This window comes from Halomonas sp. SL18_1 (assembly GCF_055755715.1).
In genome coordinates, this window is sequence record NZ_JBVTRK010000001.1 from 538,155 (window position 1) to 562,492 (window position 24,338).

20 protein-coding genes and 3 pseudogenes are annotated in these 24,338 nt (G+C 65.4%); 12 read left to right on the forward strand and 11 right to left on the reverse strand.

The genetic code is table 11. The features are described from left to right. Window positions 1-9 precede the first annotated feature (9 nt). The 8 genes from ACSJDS_RS02795 (at window position 10) to ACSJDS_RS02830 (ending at window position 6,305) form a co-directional block, all read left to right on the forward strand. A complete protein-coding gene (locus ACSJDS_RS02795; RefSeq protein ID WP_473032016.1) occupies window positions 10-405 on the forward strand; it encodes a SirB2 family protein in 396 nt (131 codons plus the stop codon). A gap of 260 nt (window positions 406-665) precedes the next feature. Continuing rightward, a complete protein-coding gene (locus ACSJDS_RS02800; protein WP_473032017.1) occupies window positions 666-983 on the forward strand; it encodes a carboxymuconolactone decarboxylase family protein in 318 nt (105 codons plus the stop codon). A gap of 246 nt (window positions 984-1,229) precedes the next feature. Then, the gene (locus ACSJDS_RS02805; protein ID WP_473032018.1) at window positions 1,230-1,676 is read left to right on the forward strand and encodes a c-type cytochrome; all 447 of its coding nucleotides are present in this window, start codon (window positions 1,230-1,232) and stop codon (window positions 1,674-1,676) included. A 33-nt stretch (window positions 1,677-1,709) separates the two neighbouring features. Next, entirely contained in the window at window positions 1,710-3,056 is a 1,347-nt protein-coding gene (locus ACSJDS_RS02810) for a cbb3-type cytochrome c oxidase subunit I (RefSeq protein WP_473032019.1), read from the forward strand. Window positions 3,057-3,110: 54 nt separating this feature from the next. After that, the gene (locus tag ACSJDS_RS02815; RefSeq protein WP_473032020.1) at window positions 3,111-3,815 is read left to right on the forward strand and encodes an ATP-binding protein; all 705 of its coding nucleotides are present in this window, start codon (window positions 3,111-3,113) and stop codon (window positions 3,813-3,815) included. Beyond that, window positions 3,722-3,931 carry a CbbQ/NirQ/NorQ domain-containing protein gene (locus ACSJDS_RS02820; protein ID WP_473034963.1) on the forward strand — a complete coding sequence of 70 codons (210 nt, stop codon included), beginning with the start codon at window positions 3,722-3,724 and terminating at the stop codon, window positions 3,929-3,931. Before ACSJDS_RS02815 ends, ACSJDS_RS02820 begins: the two co-directional genes overlap by 94 nt. Window positions 3,932-3,954: 23 nt before the next feature. Then, entirely contained in the window at window positions 3,955-5,895 is a 1,941-nt protein-coding gene (locus tag ACSJDS_RS02825; protein ID WP_473032021.1) for a nitric oxide reductase activation protein NorD, read from the forward strand. Window positions 5,896-6,092: 197 nt separating this feature from the next. Next, window positions 6,093-6,305, forward strand: coding sequence for a hypothetical protein (locus ACSJDS_RS02830; RefSeq protein WP_473032022.1), 213 nt, complete (start codon window positions 6,093-6,095; stop codon window positions 6,303-6,305). A gap of 277 nt (window positions 6,306-6,582) precedes the next feature. On the opposite strand, the gene ACSJDS_RS02835 is transcribed toward ACSJDS_RS02830, so the two are convergent. The 11 genes and pseudogenes from ACSJDS_RS02835 to ACSJDS_RS02885 form a co-directional block, all read right to left on the reverse strand. Then, window positions 6,583-6,879: a cytochrome C oxidase subunit IV family protein gene (locus ACSJDS_RS02835; RefSeq protein WP_473032023.1), complete on the reverse strand. Its 297-nt coding sequence runs from the start codon at window positions 6,877-6,879 to the stop codon at window positions 6,583-6,585. A gap of 8 nt (window positions 6,880-6,887) precedes the next feature. After that, the gene (locus ACSJDS_RS02840) at window positions 6,888-7,391 is read right to left on the reverse strand and encodes a cytochrome c oxidase subunit 3 family protein (protein ID WP_473032024.1); all 504 of its coding nucleotides are present in this window, start codon (window positions 7,389-7,391) and stop codon (window positions 6,888-6,890) included. An 84-nt stretch (window positions 7,392-7,475) separates the two neighbouring features. Beyond that, window positions 7,476-8,042, reverse strand: coding sequence for a hypothetical protein (locus ACSJDS_RS02845; RefSeq protein WP_473032025.1), 567 nt, complete (start codon window positions 8,040-8,042; stop codon window positions 7,476-7,478). After that, on the reverse strand, window positions 8,029-8,508 hold the full coding sequence (locus ACSJDS_RS02850) for a DUF4870 family protein (protein WP_473032026.1): 480 nt from the start codon (window positions 8,506-8,508) through the stop codon (window positions 8,029-8,031). Before ACSJDS_RS02850 ends, ACSJDS_RS02845 begins: the two co-directional genes overlap by 14 nt. Before the next feature lie 159 nt (window positions 8,509-8,667). Then, window positions 8,668-9,951: an MFS transporter gene (locus ACSJDS_RS02855; protein ID WP_473032027.1), complete on the reverse strand. Its 1,284-nt coding sequence runs from the start codon at window positions 9,949-9,951 to the stop codon at window positions 8,668-8,670. 71 nt (window positions 9,952-10,022) lie between these two features. Further along, complete coding sequence (locus ACSJDS_RS02860) at window positions 10,023-11,051, reverse strand: MFS transporter (RefSeq protein WP_473032028.1); 1,029 nt, start codon at window positions 11,049-11,051, stop codon at window positions 10,023-10,025. Further along, a complete protein-coding gene (locus ACSJDS_RS02865; protein ID WP_473032029.1) occupies window positions 11,048-11,518 on the reverse strand; it encodes an MFS transporter in 471 nt (156 codons plus the stop codon). The genes ACSJDS_RS02860 and ACSJDS_RS02865 overlap by 4 nt, the downstream gene beginning before the upstream one ends. 56 nt (window positions 11,519-11,574) lie before the next feature. After that, window positions 11,575-12,033, reverse strand: a complete 459-nt coding sequence (locus ACSJDS_RS02870; protein ID WP_473032030.1) for a universal stress protein — start codon at window positions 12,031-12,033, stop codon at window positions 11,575-11,577. A 74-nt stretch (window positions 12,034-12,107) separates the two neighbouring features. Next, a pseudogene (locus ACSJDS_RS02875) lies at window positions 12,108-13,735 on the reverse strand (MFS transporter). Window positions 13,736-14,012: 277 nt separating this feature from the next. Further along, window positions 14,013-14,678 (reverse strand): two-component system response regulator NarL, encoded by a 666-nt coding sequence (gene narL, locus ACSJDS_RS02880; protein ID WP_473032031.1) that lies wholly within the window; start codon window positions 14,676-14,678, stop codon window positions 14,013-14,015. Between the two features lie 120 nt (window positions 14,679-14,798). Next, window positions 14,799-16,577, reverse strand: coding sequence for a histidine kinase (locus tag ACSJDS_RS02885; protein ID WP_473032032.1), 1,779 nt, complete (start codon window positions 16,575-16,577; stop codon window positions 14,799-14,801). 182 nt (window positions 16,578-16,759) lie between these two features. Between ACSJDS_RS02885 and ACSJDS_RS02890 the strand changes: the two genes are divergently transcribed. The 4 genes and pseudogenes from ACSJDS_RS02890 (at window position 16,760) to narJ (ending at window position 24,335) form a co-directional block, all read left to right on the forward strand. Beyond that, on the forward strand, window positions 16,760-18,037 hold the full coding sequence (locus ACSJDS_RS02890; protein ID WP_473032033.1) for an MFS transporter: 1,278 nt from the start codon (window positions 16,760-16,762) through the stop codon (window positions 18,035-18,037). A gap of 211 nt (window positions 18,038-18,248) precedes the next feature. Then, window positions 18,249-21,999, forward strand: a pseudogene (locus ACSJDS_RS02895) (nitrate reductase subunit alpha). Beyond that, window positions 21,996-23,563 (forward strand): annotated as a pseudogene (gene narH, locus ACSJDS_RS02900) (nitrate reductase subunit beta). Before ACSJDS_RS02895 ends, narH begins: the two co-directional pseudogenes overlap by 4 nt. Further along, window positions 23,556-24,335 carry a nitrate reductase molybdenum cofactor assembly chaperone gene (narJ, locus tag ACSJDS_RS02905; RefSeq protein ID WP_473032034.1) on the forward strand — a complete coding sequence of 260 codons (780 nt, stop codon included), beginning with the start codon at window positions 23,556-23,558 and terminating at the stop codon, window positions 24,333-24,335. The pseudogene narH and the gene narJ overlap by 8 nt, the downstream one beginning before the upstream one ends. Window positions 24,336-24,338 lie beyond the last annotated feature (3 nt).

Genomic DNA, 24,338 nt, shown 5'->3' on the forward strand with positions numbered 1-24,338 from the left:
CGCCCGGCGATGCTCGAACACTACTTCCTGATCAAGCACCTGCACATGGCCACGGCGGGGCTGAGCCTGGCCTTCTTCCTGCTGCGTGCCTGGTGGTCGGTGAGCGAGGCGCCGATGCTCCAGCGCCGCTGGGTCAAGGTCCTGCCGCATCTCAACGACACCCTGCTGCTCACCCTGGGCCTCGTGCTGATGGCGATGCTGTCGATGTGGCCGCACCAGCACCCCTGGTTGGCGGCCAAGCTGGTCGCGCTGCTGGTCTATATCGGCCTGGGCACGGTGGCGATCAAGCGCGGCGCGACCCCGGCCATTCGCGGGGCGGCGGCGCTGGCCGCGGTGGCGGTGTTCCTCTACATGCTGGGGGCGGCGGTGCACGATAGCCCCCTCGCCTGGCTGGCGCCTCGCTAGCGATGTTGACGTATGTTCCACTGCTTACATATCTAGCCGCTTCAGATCCCTGGATGAACCGTGGGAGGGCGGCTCCGCCGCGCGAAGGCGCCGTCAGGCGCCCTATTCCTGGCAGCGCTGCACGCTGCTTCGCTCGCTGAAGCGGCCTCCCACAGCACGACCTCGCCATTGGCTAAAGTTATTTCTGTCATGCTTTCGCCAGCGGCAATGGCATCTATACTGAGGGCACTTCGACACATCCCGCAGCGAGGAGAGCTGGCATGAGCAAGCAGGACCTTCCCGCCGGCGCCGGCAAGGTAGCCGATCAGTATCCCGAGGTATGGAATGCCTTCCAGTCCCTGGGCGAGGCCTGTGCCGAGGCCGGGCCCCTGGACCACCGAACCCGGCGGCTGGTGAAGCTGGCGCTGGCGGTAGGGGCCGGCTCCGAAGGCGCGGTCCACTCCCATATGCGCCGCGGCCTGGCCGAAGGGATCGAGCCCGAGGCGCTCAAGCAGGTGGCCATGCTGGCCGTGCCGACCCTGGGGCTGCCCGCCGGCGTGGCGGCCCTGACCTGGATCGAGGACCTTACCGACTCCTGAACGCCTGCCCGTTGCCGCGGCGGGGGCCTTGGCTGCCCGCCGTGCGACACTAGGCCGCAAGCCCCGACCCGCCAAGACTCCTCGGCTTGCGCCCTTGTTTTACCGCCATTTGACGAAGGTCAATGCCCGACCCTGCCGGGGCCTGCTACTCTAAACATGCATTATAAATGCATGTTATAAGGGGTGGGACTGGTCGATCTCGGTCGCAGGTCCCGAAAGTGCCACATGAGCAAGGGGGGATGGCCCATGACCGAAGGCCTCACCAAGGCGGCGGCTCGTAATATCTTTTACGGCGGCTCGCTGTTCTTCTTCCTGCTGTTTGCCGCGCTGACGGCTCACAGTCACTTCTACATCGTCAACACCTCGACGCAGCCCATGTCGGACTCCGTTCGGCTGGGCAAGCACGTATGGGAAGAGCATAACTGCATCAACTGCCACACGATTCTCGGCGAAGGCTCCTACTTCGCTCCTGAAGTCGGCAACGTCTGGACCCGCTACGGCGGCCGCGACAACCCCGAGGGTGCCCGCATGGCCCTCGAGGCGTGGATGAACGCCCAGCCCACCGGCGCACCTGGTCGTCGCCAGATGCCTGCCTTCGACATCAACGATGAAGAAATGCAGGCGCTGATCGACTTCCTCGAGTGGACTGACTCCATCGACACCCAGGGCTGGCCGCCGCATCCGGCCGGCTGATCCGGACTTCAGGAACCAAGGAGAGTCGAAGCGATGAAATATGAAACGCAGAAGGTAGCCTTACCCTTCTTCATGGTGGCGATGGCGCTCTTTGCGCTACAGATCGTCTTCGGGCTGGCGGCGGCGGCGGCATACGTCTGGCCGCACTTCATGTCCGAGGCGATGCCCTTCAACATCACCCGTACCAGCCATACCAACCTGCTGATCGTCTGGTTGCTGATCGGCTTCATGGGGTGCACCTACTATCTGATGCCGGAAGAGGCCGAGAACGAGATCTACAGCCCCAACCTGGCCTATTTCCAGCTGGCGCTGTTCGCCATTGCCGGTGCCGGCGCGCTGATCAGCTATCAGTTCGGCATTCATGAGGGACGCCACTATCTCGAGCAGCCGCTGTGGGCCAAGCTGGTGATAACGGTCTCCTTCCTGATGTTCCTGTTCAACACCAGTCTGACCATGCTCAAGGGGCGCAGGACTGCCATCAACATGGTGCTGATGCTGGGCCTGTGGCTGGCGGCGGTGTTCTGGCTGTTCGCCTTCTACAACCCCGACAACCTGGCGCTGGACAAGCTGTGGTGGTGGTGGATCGTCCACATCTGGGTGGAAGGCGTGTGGGAGCTGATCATGGCCTCCCTGCTCGGCTACCTGCTGATCAAGATGACCGGCGTCGACCGCGAGGTCATCGAGAAGTGGCTCTACGTCATCGTCGGCCTGGCGCTGTTCTCCGGCCTGCTGGGCACCGGGCACCACTACTACTGGATCGGTACCCCCGCCTACTGGCAGCCGATCGGCAGCATCTTCTCCACGCTCGAGGTGATCCCGTTCTTCGCCATGGTGGTGTTCGCCTTCTACATGTTCTGGAAGGGCAGCCGTAACCACCCGAACAAGGCCGCCATGCTGTGGACCCTGGGCTGTGCCGCCGTGGCCTTCTTCGGTGCCGGCGTGTGGGGCTTCATGCACACCCTGTCGTGGATCAACTACTACACCCACGGCACCCAGGTCACCGCGGCCCACGGCCACCTGGCCTTCTATGGCGCCTACGTGATGCTGATCATGGGGATCATCACCTACGCCATGCCGCAGATCCGCGGTGTCCAGCCCTACAACCAGGTGCTGAACATGTGGGCCTTCTGGATCATGACCGCCGCCATGTGGTTCATGACCTTCACCCTGACCTTCGCAGGCGTCGTCCAGACTCACCTGCAGCGGGTGCTGGGCATGAACTTCATGCAGATCCAGGAGCAGCTCGACCTGTTCTACGTCATGCGCTTCGGTACCGGCATCTTCGTCGCCGCCGCCGCCGTGATGTTCATCTACGCGGTCTTCGGGCCGGCGCGCGAGCAGGTGCCTGCCACCAGCAAGCCGCTTACCGCCACCGAGTGATCGACCCGACGGGGCGCGCTGCGCCCCGTCACCCCTTCCCCCTGGAGTGACGCCATGTCTCACACTGCTACCGCCGCTGCGGCCGTGTCCCCACAGGAACGCGACCTGCCCTACTACGAATCGGTCGGCAACGAATGTGCGCTTTTCGAGCAGGCGTACCAGCAGCATCTGCCGCTGCTGCTCAAGGGGCCTACCGGCTGTGGCAAGACCCGTTTCGTCAGCCACATGGCGGCCAAGCTGGGTCGCCCGCTGTTTACCGTTTCCTGCCACGATGACCTGACTGCCGCGGACCTCACCGGGCGCTACCTGCTGCAGGGGGGCGAGACCCGCTGGGTCGATGGTCCCCTGACCCGTGCGGTACGCGAAGGCGGCATCTGCTACCTCGACGAGGTGGTGGAAGCGCGCAAGGATGTCACCGTGGTGCTGCACCCGCTAACCGACGACCGCCGCCTGCTGCCGTTGGAGCGCACCGGCGAGCTGCTCGAGGCGCCGGACGATTTCATGCTGGTGGTCTCCTACAACCCCGGCTACCAGCACATTCTCAAGTCGCTCAAGCCGAGCACCCGCCAGCGTTTCGTGGCGATGTCCTTCGACTTCCCCCGCCCCGCGTGGAGTGCGACATCGTCTCTCGCGAGAGCGGCCTGGCCCACGAGCGCTGCGCCGCCCTGGTCAACCTCGCCGCGCGGCTGCGCCAGCTCAAGGGCCAGGACCTGGAGGAGGGCGTCTCCACCCGCCTGCTGGTCTACTGCGCGACCCTGATCGCCGCCGGCATGCCGATCCTCGAGGCGACCCGGGCGGCCCTGGTCGAGCCGCTCACCGACGACCTGGATGTCCAGGAAGGGTTGATGGAAGCCATCAACGCCACCTTTGGATAACGGCTGAATAAGGGGAGGCTGCCATGCTGCCATTTCTCGAGGTCGAGGAGTTCGTCGGCCGCCACTGGCACCGCTGGGCCTCCAGCGCGGCCAGCTACCAGCGATACCCGAGTGCCGCCGTGGAACTCGAGAGCATGCGCCATATGCTGGGCGTCTTCTTCCGCGCCAGCGGCGGTGAGGCGGGCGTGGAAGTGGCCGCCATCGTCGCCCGCAGCTCCCAGCACCGCCTCTCCCTGCGCCAGCGGCTTGGCTTCGACGACGAAGCCATCGACCAGGCGCGGCGCGACGAGGAAAACCTGCTGTTGCCGCCGACGCTGGATTTCTTTCCCGAGGCGCAGCTCAACCGCGATCTCTATTTCTGGCTGGTGGCCTTCCTGGCCGTATCGCGCCGGCCCGCCCGACAGCGCGATCCGCTGCGCCAGGATCTGGCCAGCCTGCGCGAAGCCGTGCGCGCCCGCGACGCGGCCCTGGCCCGCTTCCCCGGCCTGGCCGAGCGCCACCGGCGCCTGTGCCTGGGGCTGCTGATCATCAGGCCCGAGCGCAAGCGGCTGCCGCCCATGGAGATGGCGCTGGAGCAGACCCTGCGCGCGCTGCTCGGCGAAGAGGACGAGCTCGAAGGCTGGGCAGCGGCCATGCACCGCGCGGTCTGTGATCCAAACGCCTCGCTGGAGGACTTCAAGGCGCCGCGCGGCTACAAGCCGCCGCTGCCGGTCCCCCTGTGGGGCCAGGTGGTAGAGCTGGGCACCGGTTCAGGCCGCGAGGAGAGCGGCGACGACCCCCAGGAAGGCGAGACCAACAGCCCCCAGTCGGTGGCCGGCGGCAAGCGCAAGGCCGAGCGCAAGCGTCAGGATCAGACCGAGCGCGACGACCCGCTGGTCGCCAACCGGTTCGAGAAGATGCTCTCCTGGACCGAGATGGTCAACCTCAATCGCCTGGTCGAGGACAACGAGGACGAGGAAGCCAAGCGCGCCGCAGAGCAGATGGAGGAGATCATCCTTAGCCCCCACAAGCAGCGTGCGGCGACCCGCATCAAGGTCGATCTCGACCTGCCGCCCGACGAGGTGCTGGGCGAGCGGCTACGCGGCAAGCATGCCTATCCTGAATGGAACTACCGCAAGCAGATCTATCTCCCCGACCACTGCCTGGTGCACACCGAGCTTGCCAGCGAGGAGGGCGAGCAGTGGGAGCCCGACGACGCCACCCGGCGGCGCATTCGCCGGGTGCGCCGCGAGTTCGAGGCGCTGCGGCCGCGCCGCGAGATCCTGCGCGGCCAGCTCGACGGCAGCGAGCTGGACATGGACGCGGTGATCCGCTCACGCTGCGACCTGGCCGCCACCGGCGAGTCCAGCGACCGACTCTACCAGGCCACCCGTCAGCAGGCCCGCGACCTGGCGGTGTCGATCCTGGTCGACGTCTCGCTCTCCACCGACGCCTGGCTGGAGGATCGCCGGGTGCTGGACGTGGAGAAGGAGGCGCTGCTGGTGCTGGGGCACGGTCTGGCCGGCTGCGGCGACGACTACGCCATCCACTGCTTCACCTCCCACCGTCGCCAGAAGGTCTGGGTCAACACCCTGAAGCCCTTCGAGGAGACCATGAGCGAACGGGTGGCGCGGCGTATCTCGGCGCTCAAGCCGGGGCACTATACCCGCATGGGGCCGGCGATCCGCCACGTGGCCAAAGAGCTGTCCGAACGCCCCAACCGTCACCGCCTGCTGCTGGTGATCACCGACGGCAAGCCCAACGACACCGACTACTACGAGGGGCGCTACGGCATCGAGGACACCCGCAAGGCGGTGCTCGAGGCGCGCCAGCAGGAGGTGCGAGTCTTCGGCGTGACCGTCGACAGCGAGGCTCACCAGTACGTCTCGCGCCTGTTCGGCCGCGGCAGCTACGCCATCGTCAATCGTCCCGAGCATCTGGCGCTGGCCCTGCCGGGCATCTACCGTCAGATCATCGGCAGCTAGGAGCCTGTCGGACTTAACGCTGATCTGCTGTGAAACCCGGGCTTTCGGCCAATTTCATTCGATCTGATTCGTTAAATAGCGCGCTATTCGCCTCACCAGATCGATAAACTTGTCTCGAAATCCGTGTTCCTCGCGACGATCGGTCAAACCCGACAGGCTCCTATATCGCCGGCCTGCGCCGGCAAGAGAGGACTCCCATGACACTGAGCCGCCCCGTAATGGCCACGCTCTTCGGGGTGATCGCGGCCTTCGCCGTGCTCACCCCGCTGATCTGGCTGATCAATACCCGCGACTGGGGTATCTTCCTGATGCTGCTGGCGCCAGTGGTGATCTACGCCCTGATCCATGCCGGGCGCCGGCTCGCGGAATGGGCGCAGCCGGCCCCGCCGGAGCCCCCCGAGGAGCGCTGAACGGCGCCGATTGCCGTCACCACGGTGCCCGACAGCCAAGCGGCGCCGCCCTCCGGGGTGGCGCCGCTGGCGTCTTGGCAGGGCATCCGGTGAAAAGGGAGCATTGCAGACGGGCGTGAATGGGCCTTGTGGGAGGGAGCTTTAGCTCGCGAAGTAGCGCGCAGCGCTACCCATGGGCGCCTGCGGCGCCTTCGCCCGGCGGAGCCGGCCTCCCACCTTGAAGCTTGCCAAACATGCTCACGCTAAAGTGCAAGGAGCCGTGAAAAGTGGCAAGCGTTCAGCGCGCCAGCAGGTAACCGAAGGCCACCAGCACCAGGGTAAAGAGGGTCAGTCCGATAAAGGCGCCCCGCCAGGCGGGGGTGGCGTCGCGCAGGCCCAGGTAGACCATCAGTACCTGATGGGCCTTGAACAGCGTGCTCAGCAGCAGCAGGCCCGCCGACCACAGCGGTAGCGCCGACAGGCGGGCATCGCCGCCGAGCTGGGCCGAGAGCATGGTGACCAGGGTCAGGCCCATCAGCACGGCCCAGGTGATCAGCAGCCGGCGGGTGGCCGGTGGCAGGGTGGCGAAGGGCATCGGCAGGGTCACCTCAGCAGGTAGATGATCGGGTAGAGCAGGATCCAGATCAGGTCGACCATGTGCCAGAAGGCGGCGGCGGTCTCCACGTTGTCGTGGGAGATGCGCCAGGCCACCAGGGAGATCAGGGCCAGACCGAACAGCACGTGGGCGAAGTGGAAGCCGGTCAGCAGGTAGTAGAAGGTGAAGAAGGTGTTGGTTTCCGGCATCAGGCCCTGGCCCAGCTTGTCGGCATACTCCATCACCTTGACCACGCAGAACACTACCCCGAGGGCGAAGGCGCCGGCCAGCCACTGGCGGCAGCGGCGTTTATCGCCGTGACCGATCGCCTGCACCGCCAGGGCGGCGAAGAGCCCGCTGGTCAGCAGCACCAGGGTGTTGATCCCCCCGGCCACCGGGTCGAGCAGCTGCTGGGAGGCGTCGAAGACCTCGCGCTCGGCGATGCGCAGCCAGGCGAAGAGGCCGAAGAAGGCGGCGAAGACCACCATCTCGCTGAGAATCAGCACCCACATCAGCGGGTTGCCGGGCAGGGCGGAGAGCGGCCCCCAGCCCGGGTTGGGCAGGGGCGGGGAGGCGCTTCCTTGCGTTGGGGCATCTCAGCCCTCCGGGGCGATGGGGGTTCGATCGAACTCGGCGCGCACCGCCGGGGTGGTCAGCTTCCAGCCGGCCCAGGCGAACAGCGCCACCAGGGCGGTGGCCATCATGATCAACAGGCTCAGCGCGCCCACCAGGCCGGCGACCGGGTTGCCGGGGTTCACCGCCTCGGTAGTGGCGGCCTCCGGCAGCAGGCCGAAGGTCATCGGCGTCAGCGCCGCGGCGCCGAACACGCCGACAAAGCCAGCCAGCATCAGCCCGACGAAGGCGGGGCGCGCCCAGCGGCGACGCTGTAGCAGGGCGATGGCCAGCACCAGGGTGACCAGCGCACCGGTGATCAGCAGGGCGGCGAGGGTAGCGCTGCGCTCGATGAGCCAGGCGACCCCGCCGGTCAACCCGCCGCTGCCGGCTTCGACCCCCAGCGAGGCCACTAGGGCGTCGCCAGGCAGCAGGGGCAGCGTCAGCAGCGCCAGGGTCAGCAGCGAAAAGAGGATAAAGCCCCAGGCGATGCCGGAGACGGCGCCCGAGCGCGGCGCCGCCGCGGACGAGGAGAGGCTAGCGCTGGTCATGGGTCGCTCCCGTTTGATCGTCTTCCAGCGTGACGGCGGCACCACCGAACAGCAGGCTGCGCGGTGCCGCGATGGCCTGGTTGTTCATCAGCCGGTTGATGCCCACGCCGCAGCGGCCGATGGTCCAGCCCAGGCAGGCGGTAAAGAAGCCGTAGCCCAGGGTCCAGGAGACCCAGGAGGGGGCGCCGATCAGGCCGAGCAGGTTCCAGGCCGCCAATACCGCGGCACCTGCCAGGGCACCGAGCCAGAAGGTGCGGATCTGGAACTGCAGGTGGCTGCCCACCCAGCCCTCGCTGCGCCGGCGGAACAAGTGGGCGATCAGCACGCCGATGGGGGCGGTGATCACGGTCATCACGCTGCCGAGGAACAGCACGTAGACGGTGGCGGCCAGGCCCTTGCCGCGATGGCGGCCAGCCGGTTCACCGGCAGAGGTCGACGGGGATGTGGAGAGCGGCGTGGAGGGCATGCTCTACCTCCTGATGGTGAAAGTCGCTGGGTGACCGCCTGCTGACCTCGGCCGGCAGGCTTGGCCACTACGATGGCCCAGCGGGGCAGCGCTGTCCTTGTCGCGGATCAAATCCTGACCGTCAAGGTCGGATACCGGACTTGACAGAATGTCGCAGGCTCACCGGCTCTCGCTGGCCTGCGGTACCACGGTGGCCTGGTGGTAGGCGTCGCGAGTCAGCAGCGGGGTGCGGCGTTCGGTCCACCACATCCACACGATCGACACCAGGGTCACCCCGAAGCAGAGCATCCACACCGAGGTGGCCACGCCGGTGATGTCGACCAGGGCGCCGAACATGATCGGCAGCAGGAAGCCGCCGACGCCGCCGGCCAGACCGACGATCCCCGATACCAGGCCCAGGTTCTTGTCGTAGTCGTCCGACAGGTACTTGAACACCGAGGCCTTGCCGATGCCCCAGGCGATGCCCACCACGAAGAGAGCAAAGGTGAACAGCCAGACCGGAATGCCAAAGCCGAACTCGATGGTGCCCTCGCCGCCGGTGGCCGTCACCGCGTACTGGGTCTCCGGGTAGGACATCACGAACAGCGCGACCAGGCTGGCCCACATGCACGCCCAGGTCACCGTGTGCGCGCCGAAGCGGTCGGAGAGCCAGCCGCCGAAGGCACGGATCACCCCAGAGGGCAGCACGAAGATGGTAGCGATCAGTGCCGCCAGCTGGATCCCCATGCCGTACTCGTTCATGTAGTAGCGGGTGAGCCACAGGGAGACCCCCACATAGCCCCCGAAGACCACCGAGTAGTACTGGCAGTATTTCCACACCCTGGGGTCGCGCAGCACCGCCGCCTGCTCCTTCAGGGAGGGGCGGTCGGCGTTGCGATGCGTGGGGTTGGTGAAGGTGAAGAACCAGAAGAACAGGGCCGTGATCAGCATGATGGCGGCGTAGATATTGGGGACCGCCTGCCACCCCAGCAGGATGATCACCGTCGGCGCGATGTATTTGGTCACCGCGGCCCCGGCGTTGCCGGCGCCGAAGATCCCCATGGCCAGCCCCTGGCGGTCGCGCGGGAACCACTTGGCGGTATAGGTGATACCCACCGAGAAGCCGCTGCCGGCCAGCCCCACCACGGCACCGAGCAGCAGCAGCTGCCAGAACTGGGTGGAGAACTGCACCGCCCAAATTGCCGGCACCGTGGAGAGCATCAGCACCATGAACACCGGCCGGCCGCCGATGCGGTCGGTGAGCGCCCCCAGCGGCAGGCGCATCAGCGCGCCGGTGAGAATCGGCACCGAGGTCAGCAGCCCGAACTGGGTGCTGGAGAGGCCCAGCTCCTCGGCGATGGGGACGCCGATTTCGCCGAACATGGTCCACACCATGAAACAGATGGTGAAGGCGAAAGTGTTGGCGGCGAGTACCGAATACGACTTGAAACGCTGCGATGCCATGGAGTCTCCTGCAGCAGGCAAAAAAGGGTGATGGCCGCCGGTGCGGCCATCACCCGTCTATGGTGCGACGATCAGCCCTGCTGGGCTTTCAGGTTTTCCTGCTCCTCGATCATGCGATCCACCGAGGAGACGTAGTACTCCTCGTCGAAGGCCCCCTCCGGCTCCTTGAGCCAGATGAAGCAGACCAGCCAGCTGAGGAAAGCGCCGCCCGCCAGGATGTAGAAGAACTGGGTCGGCGTCACGAAGGTGAAGATGGTCAGGTAGACCACCGCCCCCACGTTGCCGTAGGCGCCGGCCATGCCCGAGATCTGGCCGGTGATGCGGCGCTTGATCGAGGGAATGATACCGAAGGTGGCGCCCTCGGAGCCCTGCACGAAGAAGGAGGTGAAGATGGTGATGGCGATGGCGACGATCAGCGGCCAGCTGGAGTTCATCATGCCCATCAGCATGAAGCCGATGCCGATGCCGAACATGTAGCTGAGCATCACGAAGCGCCGGTTGCCCATGCGATCGGAGACCGCACCGCCCATGGGGCGGGCCACCAGATTGACGAAGGCGAAGGAGGCGGCGATCAGGCCCGCAGCGGCAGCCGAGAGTCCCCAGGTCTGCTCGAAGAACAGCGGCAGCATGGAGATGACCGCGAGCTCGGCGCCGAAGTTGGCGAAGTAGGTGGTGTTGAGCGCCGCCACGCTGTTGAAGTGATACTTGTCGTCCTCCGGCACGCCCTTCTTGAGGATCGGCACGTTGACGCGAATGATCTGTGCCACCTGATAGATGACGACAGCCAGGATGGCGAGATAGGCGATCACCGCGCCGGTGGTGGAGAGGAAGCCCATGTTCTGGATCCGCCACACCAGGATCGCCAGGCAGCCCACCAGGGGAATGGTCCACAGAATCAGCTTGATCATGTCGCCCCAGGTGCTGACCTCCATGGCCAGGGCTTTGCGGGTCTTGCGGTGGGAGGTGGCGCTGGGGCCGTCGGTGATGGCAAACCAGTAGAAGACGCCGTAGGCGGCCATCACGATGGCGCTGATGGCGATGGCCCAGCGCCAGCCGTCTTCGCCGCCGAGCATCGTGAGCGCAATGGTTGGCAGGGTCATGGCGGCGGCGGCGGAGCCGAAGTTGCCCAGCCGGCGTAGAAGCCCTCGGCGAAGCCGATATGCTTGGGCTTGAACCACAGCGCCGTCATGTGGATCCCCACCACGAAACTGGCACCGATGGAGCTGAGCACGAGGCGCGCCACCAGCAGCTGGGTCATGGTGTTGCCGAAGGCGAAGGCCAGCGCCGGGATTGCCATGACGACCATCAGGATCGAGAAGACGCGACGTGGGCCGAAGCGGTCGAGCGCCATGCCGACGATGATGCGTGCGGGAATGGTCAGCGCCACGTTGGCGATGGCAAATAATCGTATATGGTCCTGGGTCAGCCAGTCGACGCTTCTCAGCATGCTACTGGCCAGCGGGGCCATGTTGAACCAGACGTAGAAGGTGATGAAAAAGGCAATCCAGGTCAGGTGAAGTGCCCTGATCTCCGGGGTACGAAACTTGAAGAGGTCGGCGACTTTCATGGTCGTATCATCCTGATATCGCAAGAGGGAAAGTGGATGGTTTCAGGCACCTCGATTCACGGACTGGGCAAGATCAGCAGGGGGCATTCGACCCGGCGGGCGAGAAAGGAACTGACGCTGCCGAAGGTCATGTAGTCGAGTTCATCGACGAAGTAGCTCAGCGACTGGGCGATGATGCCGCCGTCGGGCTTGTTGCTGTGGCGGGCGATGACCAGTACGTCCGGGCGATGCTTCTGGGTGGCCTGCAGCAGCATCTTGCGGGCATCCCCCTCGGCCAGCGTCCAGTCGACGTCGAAGCCCTCCCGGGTGGCGAAATCGACGCCCTCCTGCAGTGCGGCCTTCAGCTCCTCGTACTCCTCCTGGAACAGGTCCTCGTTGGCATCGGTGGCGTCGCGGGGGTTTTCCGCCACCCCGACCAGTATCAGCAGGGGGGCGTTGCAGCGGAACATGCTGACGGTTTGTGCTAGCGCCAGCTTGGCGTTTCGTGAGCCGTCATAGGCGATCATGACTTTCATGACGTACCTCCGTAAGGGACGGGGTGAGGTCGGGCCCTCTCCCGGACCGGGGGCGGGAGAGGGTGACGACGGCGTCAGGGATTCTTGACGTAGGCGTTGGGGCGCAGATAGAACCACCAGTTGATCACCAGGCACAGCGCGTAGAAGATCGCGAAGCCGTACATGGCCAGTTCGGGAGTGCCGGCCTGGATCTGTTCGCCCATCACCCGCGGGGCGATGAAGGCGCCGTAGGCGGCGATGGCGGAGGTCCAGCCGAGCACCGGGCCCTTCTGGTGCTGGTCGAAGATCACCCCGATGGTGCGGAAGGTGGAGCCGTTGCCGATGCCGCTGGCGGCAAAGAGGATCACGAACAGGATCATGAAGATGGCGAAGTAGCTGTTCGGATCGGTGGAGTTATAGGCCTGCATCATGACCCAGCCGGTGACGGCGGAAGCCACCACCATGACCACTGAGATCACCTGGGTGACGATGGAGCCGCCTACCTTGTCGGAGACCCAGCCGCCGATGGGGCGAATCAGGGCGCCGACGAAGGGGCCGATCCAGGCCCAGGTGAGGGCGCTGGGGCCGTCGGGGTTGGAGACCCGGGTCACGCTGCCGTCGGCGGCCACTTCCATCATGTTGCCGAAGATCACGTTAATGGAGAGGGGCAGGGCCGCAGAGAAGCCGATAAAGGAGCCGAAGGTCAGGATGTAGAGAACGGTCATCGACCAGGTGTGTTTGTTGGAGAAAATCGCGAACTGCTTCTGGATATTGGGCTTGATGTCGCCGGGAATCAGGCGCATCAGCACCAGAGTCAACACGATGGTCAGCGGCAGGGCGATCCACATGTTGAGCCACACCAGTGCCAGCATGCCGACCACGGAGGTCACCAGACCCACGCCGTAGAGGCCGAGGATCTTGCCGAAGGCCTGGGCGGGCGTGCCGGGGTTGGGGGTAATGGGGCGTAGATTGTTCATGCCGAACCAGCCGGCGATGGCCAGCGGAATCAGGAAGACCAGCCAGATGAAGCCGGCGTTCTGGATCCAAGTGTCGGTGCCTGCTTCGATACGGCCGATCAGGGTGCCGCTGGAGCTCTCAAGTGCCATGGGAGCGCCGGCAATGGCGCCGAAAATGCCCACGGTCATAACCAGCGGAATCAGGATCTGCATGGTGGTGACGCCGAAGTTGCCTAGCCCGGCGTTCATGCCCAGGGCGTAGCCCTGCTGTTTCTTGGGGAAGAAGGTAGAGATGTTGCTCATCGAGGCGGCGAAGTTACCGCCGCCGATACCCGAGAGCAGCGCCAGCATCTGGAAGACCCAGAAGGGCGTGTCGGGATTCATCAGCGCCACGCCGGTACCGAAGGCCGGGATCATCAGCAGGGACGTGGTCAAAAAGACGGTGTTGCGCCCGCCGGCGATGCGGATCATGAAAGAGGCGGGGATGCGCAGGGTGGCGCCGGAGAGACCTGCCAGGGCGGTCAGGGTGAAGAGTTGGCTAACCGTAAATGGGAAGCCCAGGTTCTGCATCTGGGTGGTGATCATGCCCACATCAGCCAGACGGCGAAGCCCATCAGCAGGCTGGGGATAGAAATCCATAGATTGCGGTTGGCGATGCGCTTGCCTTCCCGCTCCCAGAACTGCTCGTTTTCGACATCCCAGTGGTCGATGTCGGCATTCTTGCGCGATGTCGCGACCCGTTCGAGGTCGGCATTCGTTTTGGCCATGGTGGTTTCCCCTTGGTGGTTCCGCTGACTCCCGGCTTGCACCCTGAGGCCTGACCGGGGTCAATGCAGTACGTCTGGGGCAAAGATACGACGCTCGAATGGAGGGGGAAACTGGCCAAAATGGCGGGAAAAGCGGCGAAATACCTCTTGAGGGGTAGCGGGGGTAGAGTTTCAGGATGTTGATTTAAAAGGAGTTTTTTTGAAATTCGGAATGGGGTGGGCCGCCGTACAGCCCGGAGGATTATTTGGAGGTATCCACACAGAATGCCGGGTGCATCTAGCGCTCGATGCCCTCCTGGACGGCCCAGACGGCAGCCTCCACCCGCGAGCGCAAATTGAGCTTTTTTAGCAGGTGTTTGACGTGCACCTTGACGGTTCCCTCGGTGATATCGAGCTTGCGGGCGATCAGCTTGTTGGAGAGCCCGGCGGCCAGCTCGCGCAGGATCTCTCGCTCCCGCTGGGTCAGGCTGTGGATGTCCGGGGTGGCCGGCTGGTTTCGCTGGTTGCGCAGCGCCTCGGCCAGCAGGGCGGTGAGGCTCTCGCTGACTACCATGCGCCCCAGGGCGGCCTGGCGAAGCTGGCGTACCATCTCCTCGGGCTCCATGTCCTTGAGCAGATAGCCGTCGGCACCGCCGCGCAGCGCCGCCACCAGGTCATCCTCGTGGTCGGAAACGGTAAACATGACCACCCGTCCGGCGAAGCCGTCATCGCGTAGCGCCTTGAGGGTCTGGATGCCGTCCATGCCGGGCATGTTGAGGTCCAGCAGGATCATGTCCGGATCCAGTTTCCTGGCCAGGGAGACGGCTTCGGTCGGCTCGCCGGTGTCGCCGACCAGCTCGAGGTCGTCTTCCAGCTCCAGCAGCTGGGCCACCCCGCGTCGCAGTAGCGGGTGGTCATCGATGATCAGGATGCTGGCTGGGGTCTCGTTGACTGATTGGCCCATGGGTGTCTCAGTTTCCTTGCTGGTGGGTGGTGACGTCCTGTGCCGGCTGCCGAGTGATCAGGCGCGCGGTCTGGGGGGTGAACGCCAGCTCGATCAGGGTGCCGCCGCCGGGTCGGTTGGTCAGATGGAGTTCACCCCCAGGGTATGGGCGCGGTCGCGCATGATCACCAGGCCGTAGTGCATGGGCGGCGAGTCGCCGTTTGCCAGGCCAATTCCGTCATCCTCGATCCGCAGCAGGATGCGGGCGTTGTGGAAGCGCACCGTGACCGCGGCCCAGTGGGCCTCGGCATGCTTGTGGGTGTTGCTCAGTGCCTCTCGGGCGACCTGTAATACGTGGATCTCTTCGTTGGGATTGAGCAGGTGCGGCGGCACGTCGTAGTGCAGCTCTACCGGCGCGCCCATGCGCTCGGCGAACTCGGCGGTGGTCTGCTGCAGGGCCGACTGCAGCCCCGGTCCCTCCAGCTTGAGGCGAAAGGTGGTCAAGAGCTCGCGCAGCTGGCGATAGGCGCTGTTGAGGCCGGTACGCAGCTCATCGAACACCGCTGCCTGCATCTCCTTGGGGGCGTCCTTGGCCTGCATGCGCTCCAGCCGCGCCACCTGCATCTTCAGGTAGGAGAGCGACTGGGCCAGGGAGTCGTGGAGCTCCCGGGCAATGATGGTGCGCTCGTTCATTAGTGAGACCTGTTGCTCCTCTTCGATGCGACGCTGCAGATAGACCGCCGTCGCCAGCTGATCGGCCAGGGCGTTGAGCAGGCGCCTGACGCTATCGGAGAGAGGCTGTGACTGGGGGTACCAGATCTCCAGGGTGCCGAGCATCTCGTCGCCGACGCTGACCGGCAGCAGCAGGCAGTCGCCCTCCTCAGTGTCCGGCAGATTCAGTGGCTGAGGGTCGAGCAGACAGGCGTGGCAGTCGTGGTCGCGGCAGTAGGTGGGGCGGCGTGCCGAGTGGGTGGCGAGAATCGGGATCTGACGATCATCGTGGGGGTCGTTGAGCGACAGCCGGATGGGGCCGATCTCCAGCAGCTGCTCGATATGGCGCAGCATGGGGGCGGCGCTGGCGCACAGGTCGTTGCCGCCGCCGTAGAGCGAGCGGCTGCCGTCGTGCATCAACTGCATGGCCTGATTGGAACGTTCCAGCTCCTCGGTCTTGTGGGCGACCCGGGCCTCCAGATCGGCGTAGCTCGAGGCGAGCTGCTCGGCCATGTTGTCGAAGGTGCGGCCCAGCATGGCCAGCTCGTCGCTGCCGGTGAGCCGGGTGCGCCGGGAGAAGTTGCGCCGGGCGGCCTCCCGGGCCAGCACCATCAGCTGGCGCAGCGGCGCCACCAGGTTGTGGCGGATGTCATACAGCGCGATGGCAACGACCACTGCGGTCAGTCCCAGAAACAGAATCTGCAGAGCGCTGAGCAGGCGAATCTTGGCCTCGGTGTTCTGCTCGAGCTGGCTGACCATGGTGTCGATGTCGCCCACCAGGCCGTCCAGTGCGAAATTGAGTGGCTCGGCGCGCAGGTACTGGCTGGTGATGGCCCGGTTGACCTCGGGCGCGAGCTCGTTGTGCCAGCGCGATAGGACCAGGCGGTACTGCCGGCGCAGCTCGTGGGCCTCGGAGGTGGGAATGGCGCCGGTCAGGTCATCGCTGGCCAGCCGCTCCTCGAAGCGCTCCTTGAGCACTCTGACCTCGCTCTGGTTCTCCCAGGTGGGCCGGCGCTCGAAGCGCTGTAGGGCGGCAACGATCTGGTAGGTGTTCATGCGCAGCGAGCCGGCCACGTTGATGGCCGCGGCATCGCCGCGGCTGCCTCCTGCCACGGCCATGGTCACCATGATGCTGACCAGCGCCATGGCGCTGATAGCCAGCAGGGAGGCCACGATCCGGGCCACCAGGGAACGTTGCAGCAATCTCATCGCCAGCCGTGCTCTCCCGTGCAATCAAGGGGTTGATTCGACACTATACCCCAGCGGGTAGCCTCTGCCCTCTATCCAAGGAGGTAGCGCAGAGGGTGCCAGGGGGGTACCTGGCATGCCCTTTTGACGCAGGCCGCGGGGGTCTCGAAAATTCTTGGACCCTGTCGTGGAATCCAACGTTCATGAGCGCTGCCAGGAAAGCCCCGGTCACGGCCCCTCCAGATGCGCTGCCGGCCGATGATTACCGCTCGCTAGTGGTGGTATTGCTGTCGCCGCTGGCCTTTGCGCTGGTGTTCGCCAGCTGGACCATTTTCGCCGTACTGGGCGTAGAGTTGAAGAGCGCGCGGGATTTCGGCGAGGTGCAGTTCGCCCTGCTGTTGGCGATGCCGATGTTTACCGGCGGCCTGGCCGCGCTGCCCATGGCGCTGCTGGCCAGGCGCATCGGCGGGCGGCGGGTGATGATCGGCTGCCTGCTGCTGATCTGCCCGTTTCTGTGGGCCATCGCTCACTCCGCTGCCTATCCGCACTTCCTGCTGGCCGGTGCCGGGTTGGGCCTGGGCGCCGGCTCGCTCGCCGCCGGTCTGGTCTATGTGGCCTCGCTCTGTCCGCGGCGCCACGCTGGCCTGGCGCTGGGGCTCTATGGCGCCGGTATGCTGGGGGCGGGGTTGACCTATTTCCTACTCCCGCTGATCAGCCAGGCCTACGGATGGCCCGCCGCGCCCAAGCTCTACCTTCTGCCGATCGGTCTGGTGGCACTGCTGCTGTGGCTGTTTGCCGATGATGAACCCGCGCTGTCGGCGTCTCGCCCCAGGGACCCGCTTCAGGGAGGGCAGCGCTGGCTGCCGCCGCCGGCGGTGTGCCGCATGGCACTCTACTACAGTTTCTTCTACGGCGCTTTCGTGGCGTTGGCGCTGTGGCTGCCGGGTTATCTCGCCGCCCAGTATGCGCTGCCGCTCAAGTCGGCCGCACTCTGGGCCCTGCTGTTGACCCTGCCGGGCGGGCTGGGGCAGATTCTTGGCGGTGCCCTGGCCGATCGCCGTGATTTTCGCGACCTGCGCTGGTGGCTCAGCGCCTGCGTCATGGCTTGTCTGTTCCTGCTCTCCTATCCCCCCTTCACCATGCAGATCCACGGCGTGCATGGTGACCTCGCGCTGCGCTTTTCGATGCCGCTTGGCGGTTTCGCCGCCCTGCTGGCGGTGATGGGGCTGGCCATGGGCATCGGCAAGGGCAGCCTGATGTGCCTGCTCTATCGTGAACACGCCGACGATATGGCCCGGGTCGGTGGCCTGGCCCTTGCTCTCGGCGGGCTCTTTGCCGGCGTTCTGCCCCTGATGTTCGTGGCTGGAGACGAGTGGATCGGCATTCGCACCGCCGGCTTCATGTTCCTCTATGCCGCGCTCGCGGTGTGCATGCTGGCGATGCTCTGGGACCGCCGTAGCCACCGCGGAACCCGTGCCTGACCGGGTTTATCTCCTTTCTTTTCGGTGCCTATCACCTTGGGGGTAGAGAGGGTGTATATGGAGGTAACCGGGCAGTAATCCGCCTTTCGATCCCCCAGAATCTGAACGCATAGACCGTGCCTGGCGCGGTGGTCGATACCCACCGACCGCCCGGTGCAAGACGGGTGACCCGCAGAGGTCACGCAGCTTTCGAGGAGCCTGGAGATCGACCATGAGTCACTTCTTAGATCGGCTGAATTTCTTCCGCAAAGAGCGTGAGCCCTTTGCCAACGAGCACGGCGAGGTCCGCAGCGAGGCCCGCGGTTGGGAAGACGGCTATCGGCAGCGCTGGCAGCACGACAAGGTCGTGCGCTCCACCCATGGCGTCAACTGCACCGGCTCGTGCAGCTGGAAGATCTACGTCAAGAACGGCCTGGTGACCTGGGAGACCCAGCAGACCGACTACCCGCGCACCCGCCCGGACCTGCCCAACCACGAGCCGCGGGGCTGCCCGCGGGGCGCCAGCTACTCCTGGTACATGTACAGCGCCAACCGCCTCAAGTACCCGCTGATCCGCAAGCCCTTGCTCAAGCTGTGGCGCGACGCCCTCAAGGAGAAGAAGGACCCGGTCGACGCTTGGGCCTCCATCGTCGAGGACCCGGCCAGGACCAAGCAGTACAAGCGGGCCCGCGGCATGGGCGGCTTCGTGCGCGCCAACTGGGACGAACTCAACGAGCTGATTGCCGCCTCCAACGTCTATACCGCCAAGCAGTACGGCCCGGACCGCATCATCGGCTTCTCGCCGATTCCCGCCATGTCCATGGTCAGCTACGCCGCGGGCAGCCGCTACCTGTCGCTGATCGGCGGCGTCTGCATGAGCTTCTACGACTGGTACTGCGACCTGCCGCCGGCGAGCCCCCAGACCTGGGGCGAGCAGACCGACGTGCCCGAATCCGCTGACTGGTACAACTCCGGCTACATCATCGCCTGGGGGTCCAACGTGCCCAGACCCGGACGCCGGATGCCCACTTCTTCACCGAGGTGCGCTACAAGGGCACCAAGACCGTCTCCATTACGCCGGACTACGCCGAGGTCTCCAAGCTCACCGACGAGTGGCTGTCGGTCAAGCAGGGCACCGACGCCGCACTCGGCATGGCCATGGGCCACGTCATCCTCAAGGAGTTCCACCTCGACAATCCCAGCGCCTACTTCACCGAGTACGTGCGCAACTACTCCGACATGCCCTTCCTGGTCGAGCTGGAAGCCCGCGAGGACGGCAGCTACGCGCCCGGCAAGCAGCTGCGGGCCAGCGACTTCGCCAAGAACCTGGGCCAGGACAACAATCCCGAATGGAAGACCGTGGCCTGGGACGAGAGCCGCGACCAGCTGGTGGTGCCCCGCGGCTCCATCGGATTCCGCTGGGGCGAGGAGGGCAAGTGGAACCTCGAGCCCCGCGACGCCGACGGCGAAGAGATCAAGCCGCTGCTGACCCTGGCCGACCACCGCGATGACGTGGCCAAGGTCGCCTTCCCCTACTTCGGCGGCATCGAGCACGACCACTTCGATCACGTGGCCGGCAACGAGCTGCTGTTCCACAGCCTGCCGGTGAAGCGCCTGAAGAAGGCCGACGGCAGCGAGGCCCTGGTGGTCACCGTCTTCGACCTGATGTGTGCCAACTACGGCATCGATCGCGGGTTTGGTAAAGAGGGCGAGGACGACGGTGCCACCTCCCTGGACGAGGTGAAACCCTACACTCCGGCCTGGCAGGAGAAGATCACCGGCGTCCCCGCCGAGCAGGTCACCCGTATCGCCCGGGAGTTCGCCGACAACGCCGACAAGACCCGGGGTCGGTCCATGGTCATCGTGGGTGCCGCGATGAACCACTGGTACCACATGGACATGAACTACCGCGGCCTGATCAATATGCTGGTGATGTGTGGCTGCATCGGCCAGAGCGGCGGCGGCTGGGCCCACTATGTCGGCCAGGAGAAGCTGCGCCCGCAGACCGGCTGGCTGCCGCTGGCCTTCGGCCTCGACTGGACCCGCCCGCCGCGGCACATGAATTCCACCTCCTTCTTCTACAACCACTCCTCCCAGTGGCGCTACGAGAAGCTCGAGATCAAGGAGATCCTCTCGCCGCTGGCCAAGGCCGAGGACTACTCCGGCAGCCTGATCGACTTCAACGTGCGCTCCGAGCGCATGGGGTGGTTGCCCTCGGCGCCGCAGCTCGGCACCAACCCGCTGCGCCTGGCCAAGGCCGCCGAGGCCGCCGGCATGTCCACCAAGGACTACGCCGTTCAGCAGTTGAAGGAGGGCAAGCTGGCCTTCGCCGCCGAGGACCCGGACAGCCCCCAGAACTTCCCGCGCAACCTCTTCGTGTGGCGCTCGAACCTGCTGGGCAGCTCGGGCAAGGGCCACGAGTACATGCTCAAGTACCTGCTGGGCACCCGCCACGGCATCCAGGGCAAGGACCTGGGTGAGTTCGGCGGCCAGAAGCCCGAAGAGGTGAAGTGGCATGACGAGGCCCCGGAAGGCAAGCTCGACCTGGTGGTCACCCTGGACTTCCGCATGTCCTCCACCTGTCTCTACTCGGACATCGTGCTGCCCACGGCCACCTGGTACGAGAAGGACGACCTCAACACGTCCGACATGCACCCCTTCATCCATCCGCTGACCGCGGCCACCGATCCGGCCTGGGAATCGCGCAGCGACTGGGACATCTACAAGGGCATCGCCAAGGCGTTCTCCAAGGTCTGCGTGGGGCATCTGGGCGAGGAGACCGACCTGGTCACCCTGCCGCACCAGCACGACTCCCCCGCCGAGCTGGCCCAGCCCGAGGTGAAGGACTGGAAGAAGGGCGAGTGCGAGCCGATCCCCGGCAAGACCATGCCGGCGCTGATCGAGGTCAAGCGCGACTACCCGGCCACCTATGAGCGCTTCAGCTCGCTGGGCCCGGCGCTGGGCAAGCTGGGCAACGGCGGCAAGGGCATCAGCTGGAACACCGACAGCGAGATCGAGCTGCTCGGCAAGCTCAACTACGTCAAGCAGGACGGCCCGGCCAAGGGACGCCCGAAGATCGAGACCGCCGTCGATGCCGCGGAAGTCGTGCTGACCCTGGCGCCGGAGACCAACGGCCAGGTGGCGGTCAAGGCGTGGGAGTCGCTCTCCAAGATCACCGGGCGGGATCACAGCCACCTGGCGGTCAACAAGGAGGAGGAGAAGATCCGCTTCCGCGACATCGTCGCTCAGCCGCGCAAGATCATCTCGAGCCCGACCTGGTCCGGCCTGGAAGACGAGCACGTCTCCTACAACGCCGGCTACACCAACGTGCATGAGATGATCCCGTGGCGCACCGTCAGTGGCCGCCAGCAGTTCTACCAGGATCACCCTTGGATGCGTGCCTTCGGCGAGAGCCTGCTGACCTACCGGCCGCCGATCAACACCAAGACCATCACCGGCTTTACGATGCCGGAGGACAACGGCTATCCGTCCAAGGCGCTGAACTGGATCACCCCGCACCAGAAGTGGGGCATCCACTCCACCTACTCGGACAACCTGCTGATGCTGACCCTCAATCGCGGCGGCCCGGTGGTGTGGATGTCGGAGATCGATGCCCAGGAGATCGGCATCGAGGACAACGACTGGATCGAGCTGTACAACGCCAACGGCGCCATCACCGCCCGGGCCATCGTCAGCCAGCGCGTCAAGGCCGGCATGGTGATGATGTACCACGCCCAGGAGCGCCAGGTGAACGTGCCGGGCTCCGAAATCACCAAGACCCGCGGCGGCATGCACAACTCCGTGACCCGGGTCTGCCCAAGCCGACCCATATGATCGGCGGCTATGCGCAGCTTTCCTACAGCTTCAACTACTACGGAACCGTTGGCTCCAACCGCGATGAATTCGTCCTGATACGCAAGATGAAGAGAGTCGATTGGCTGGATGGCGAGGGCAACGACAGCGTTCAGGAGGCCGTGAAATGAAGATTCGTTCCCAGGTAGGCATGGTCCTCAACCTCGACAAGTGCATCGGGTGTCACACCTGCTCCGTGACCTGCAAGAATGTCTGGACCAGCCGTGAAGGCATGGAATACGCCTGGTTCAACAACGTCGAGACCAAGCCCGGTATCGGCTATCCCAAGGAGTGGGAGAACCAGACCAAGTGGAAGGGCGGCTGGATGCGCCGCAAGGATGGCAAGATCGAGCCGAGGATCGGCGGCAAGTGGCGGGTACTGGCGAACATCTTCGCCAACCCCGACCTGCCCGAGATCGACGACTACTACGAGCCGTTCGACTTCGACTACGAGCACCTGCATACCGCCAAGCAGGGCGAGCATCAGCCGGTGGCGCGCCCCGCTCACTGATCTCAGGCGAGCGTATGCAGAAGATCGAGTGGGGCCCCAACTGGGAGGAGATTCTCGGTACCGAGTTCGCCAAGCGCCGCAAGGACAAGAACTTCGAGAAGGTGCAGGCCGATATCTACGGTCAGTTCGAGAACACCTTCATGATGTATCTGCCGCGGCTCTGCGAGCACTGCCTCAACCCGACCTGCGTGGCGAGCTGTCCGTCCGGCGCGATCTACAAGCGCGAAGAGGACGGTATCGTGCTGATCGACCAGGACAAGTGCCGCGGCTGGCGGATGTGTATCTCCGGCTGCCCGTACAAGAAGATCTACTACAACTGGAAGACCGGCAAGTCCGAGAAGTGCATCTTCTGCTACCCGCGCATCGAGGCGGGCATGCCGACGGTCTGCTCCGAGACCTGCGTGGGGCGCATCCGTTACCTCGGCGTGCTGCTCTATGACGCCGACCGCATCGAGGAGGTGGCGAGCTCGCCGGACGAGCGCGATCTCTACCATCGTCAGTGCGAGATCTTCCTGGACCCCAACGACCCGGAAGTGATCGCCCAGGCGAAGAAGGACGGCATCGCCGACAACGTGATCAAGGCCGCCCAGGCCTCCCCGGTCTACAAGATGGCCATGGACTGGGGCCTGGCGCTGCCGCTGCACCCCGAGTATCGCACTCTGCCCATGGTCTGGTACGTGCCGCCGCTGTCGCCGATCCAGTCCGCCGCCGAGGCCGGCAAGATCGAGCTCGACGGCGTGATGCCGAAGATCGAGTCGCTGCGTATCCCGGTGCGCTATCTCGCCAACATGCTCACCGCCGGCGAGGAGGAGCCCGTGGTGCTGGCCCTCAAGCGGCTGATGGCCATGCGCCTCTACATGCGCGGCAAGCATGTCGACGGCCAGCCCAACACCGATGTCCTGAAAGATGTCGAGCTGAGCGAGGCGCAGGTGGAAGAGATGTATCGCTATCTTGCCATCGCCAACTACGAGGATCGCTTCGTGATCCCCACCAGCCACCGCGAGATGGCGACCGAAGCCTTCCCGGAGCGCGGTGGCTGCGGCTTCAGCTTCGGCGACGGCTGCCACGGCGAGAGCAAGCCGAGTCTGTTCAACGGCCGGCCCCAGACCACCACCCTGGTCGAACCGGTGGAGACCTACGACCCCCAGCACGGTGAGAAAACCGAGGAGGCCCGTCATGGCTGATGCTGCCCTGAAGATGGCCGAGCCGGCGCCCGGCATGCTGAGCCTACGCGCCCTGGCCCGCCTGCTCGACTACCCCACCGAGACGCTACAGGCGGCGGCCGCCGAGCTCATCGAAGTCATCGACCAGGAGCGTCGCCTGCCGGCGGCGCTGCGTGGCGAGCTGATGGCGTGGTGCCAGCGCATCGCCGACGGCGACCTGCTGGAGCTCCAGTCGGAGTACGTGGCGCTGTTCGACAAGGGGCGCGCTCATTCGCTGCTGCTGTTCGAGCACGTCCACGGTGAGTCCCGCGACCGGGGCCAGGCCATGGTCGACCTGATGAACGAGTATCAGGCCGCCGGCTTCGCCCTGGACGCCCGGGAGCTGCCCGACTACCTGCCGCTCTTCCTGGAGTATCTCTCCACCCGCGACGAGGCGGAGATCGGCCGCTGGCTGGGCGAGATCGGCCATATCCTCGGCCTGCTCGCCGCGCGTCTCGAGGAGCGCGATGCCGATCACGCTCTGGTGCCTCGGGCGCTGCTGGCGCTGATCGGGGCCGAGGCGGAGATCGAGGCTCACCGCGAGGAGGTGAAGGGCGAGTCCCGGGACGACACCCCCGAGGCGCTGGACGCGGTCTGGGAAGAGGAGGCGGTGCGCTTCTCCGCCGAATCCGACCAGGACTGCGCCCTGCAGTCCGCCGAGGGCCGCCGCCTGGCCGAGCGCAAGCAGGGCGTCCACAGCGAAGCCGTTCGCATTCTCTCACCCGAGGCGCAGCCTCCGGTGACGGGTCGTTAACAG

Bases quoted from the DNA above. Each gene is read 5' to 3' on its own strand.
- ACSJDS_RS02795 (WP_473032016.1), top strand. From the start codon at position 10: ATGCTCGAACACTACTTCCTGATCAAGCACCTGCACATGGCCACGGCG.
- ACSJDS_RS02800 (WP_473032017.1), top strand. From the start codon at position 666: ATGAGCAAGCAGGACCTTCCCGCCGGCGCCGGCAAGGTAGCCGATCAG.
- ACSJDS_RS02805 (WP_473032018.1), top strand. From the start codon at position 1,230: ATGACCGAAGGCCTCACCAAGGCGGCGGCTCGTAATATCTTTTACGGC.
- ACSJDS_RS02810 (WP_473032019.1), top strand. From the start codon at position 1,710: ATGAAATATGAAACGCAGAAGGTAGCCTTACCCTTCTTCATGGTGGCG.
- ACSJDS_RS02815 (WP_473032020.1), top strand. From the start codon at position 3,111: ATGTCTCACACTGCTACCGCCGCTGCGGCCGTGTCCCCACAGGAACGC.
- ACSJDS_RS02825 (WP_473032021.1), top strand. From the start codon at position 3,955: ATGCTGCCATTTCTCGAGGTCGAGGAGTTCGTCGGCCGCCACTGGCAC.
- ACSJDS_RS02830 (WP_473032022.1), top strand. From the start codon at position 6,093: ATGACACTGAGCCGCCCCGTAATGGCCACGCTCTTCGGGGTGATCGCG.
- ACSJDS_RS02835 (WP_473032023.1), bottom strand. From the start codon at position 6,879: ATGCCCTTCGCCACCCTGCCACCGGCCACCCGCCGGCTGCTGATCACC.
- ACSJDS_RS02840 (WP_473032024.1), bottom strand. From the start codon at position 7,391: ATGTGGGTGCTGATTCTCAGCGAGATGGTGGTCTTCGCCGCCTTCTTC.
- ACSJDS_RS02845 (WP_473032025.1), bottom strand. From the start codon at position 8,042: ATGACCAGCGCTAGCCTCTCCTCGTCCGCGGCGGCGCCGCGCTCGGGC.
- ACSJDS_RS02850 (WP_473032026.1), bottom strand. From the start codon at position 8,508: ATGCCCTCCACGCCGCTCTCCACATCCCCGTCGACCTCTGCCGGTGAA.
- ACSJDS_RS02855 (WP_473032027.1), bottom strand. From the start codon at position 9,951: ATGGCATCGCAGCGTTTCAAGTCGTATTCGGTACTCGCCGCCAACACT.
- ACSJDS_RS02860 (WP_473032028.1), bottom strand. From the start codon at position 11,051: ATGACCCTGCCAACCATTGCGCTCACGATGCTCGGCGGCGAAGACGGC.
- ACSJDS_RS02865 (WP_473032029.1), bottom strand. From the start codon at position 11,518: ATGAAAGTCGCCGACCTCTTCAAGTTTCGTACCCCGGAGATCAGGGCA.
- ACSJDS_RS02870 (WP_473032030.1), bottom strand. From the start codon at position 12,033: ATGAAAGTCATGATCGCCTATGACGGCTCACGAAACGCCAAGCTGGCG.
- narL (WP_473032031.1), bottom strand. From the start codon at position 14,678: ATGGGCCAATCAGTCAACGAGACCCCAGCCAGCATCCTGATCATCGAT.
- ACSJDS_RS02885 (WP_473032032.1), bottom strand. From the start codon at position 16,577: ATGAGATTGCTGCAACGTTCCCTGGTGGCCCGGATCGTGGCCTCCCTG.
- ACSJDS_RS02890 (WP_473032033.1), top strand. From the start codon at position 16,760: ATGAGCGCTGCCAGGAAAGCCCCGGTCACGGCCCCTCCAGATGCGCTG.
- narJ (WP_473032034.1), top strand. From the start codon at position 23,556: ATGGCTGATGCTGCCCTGAAGATGGCCGAGCCGGCGCCCGGCATGCTG.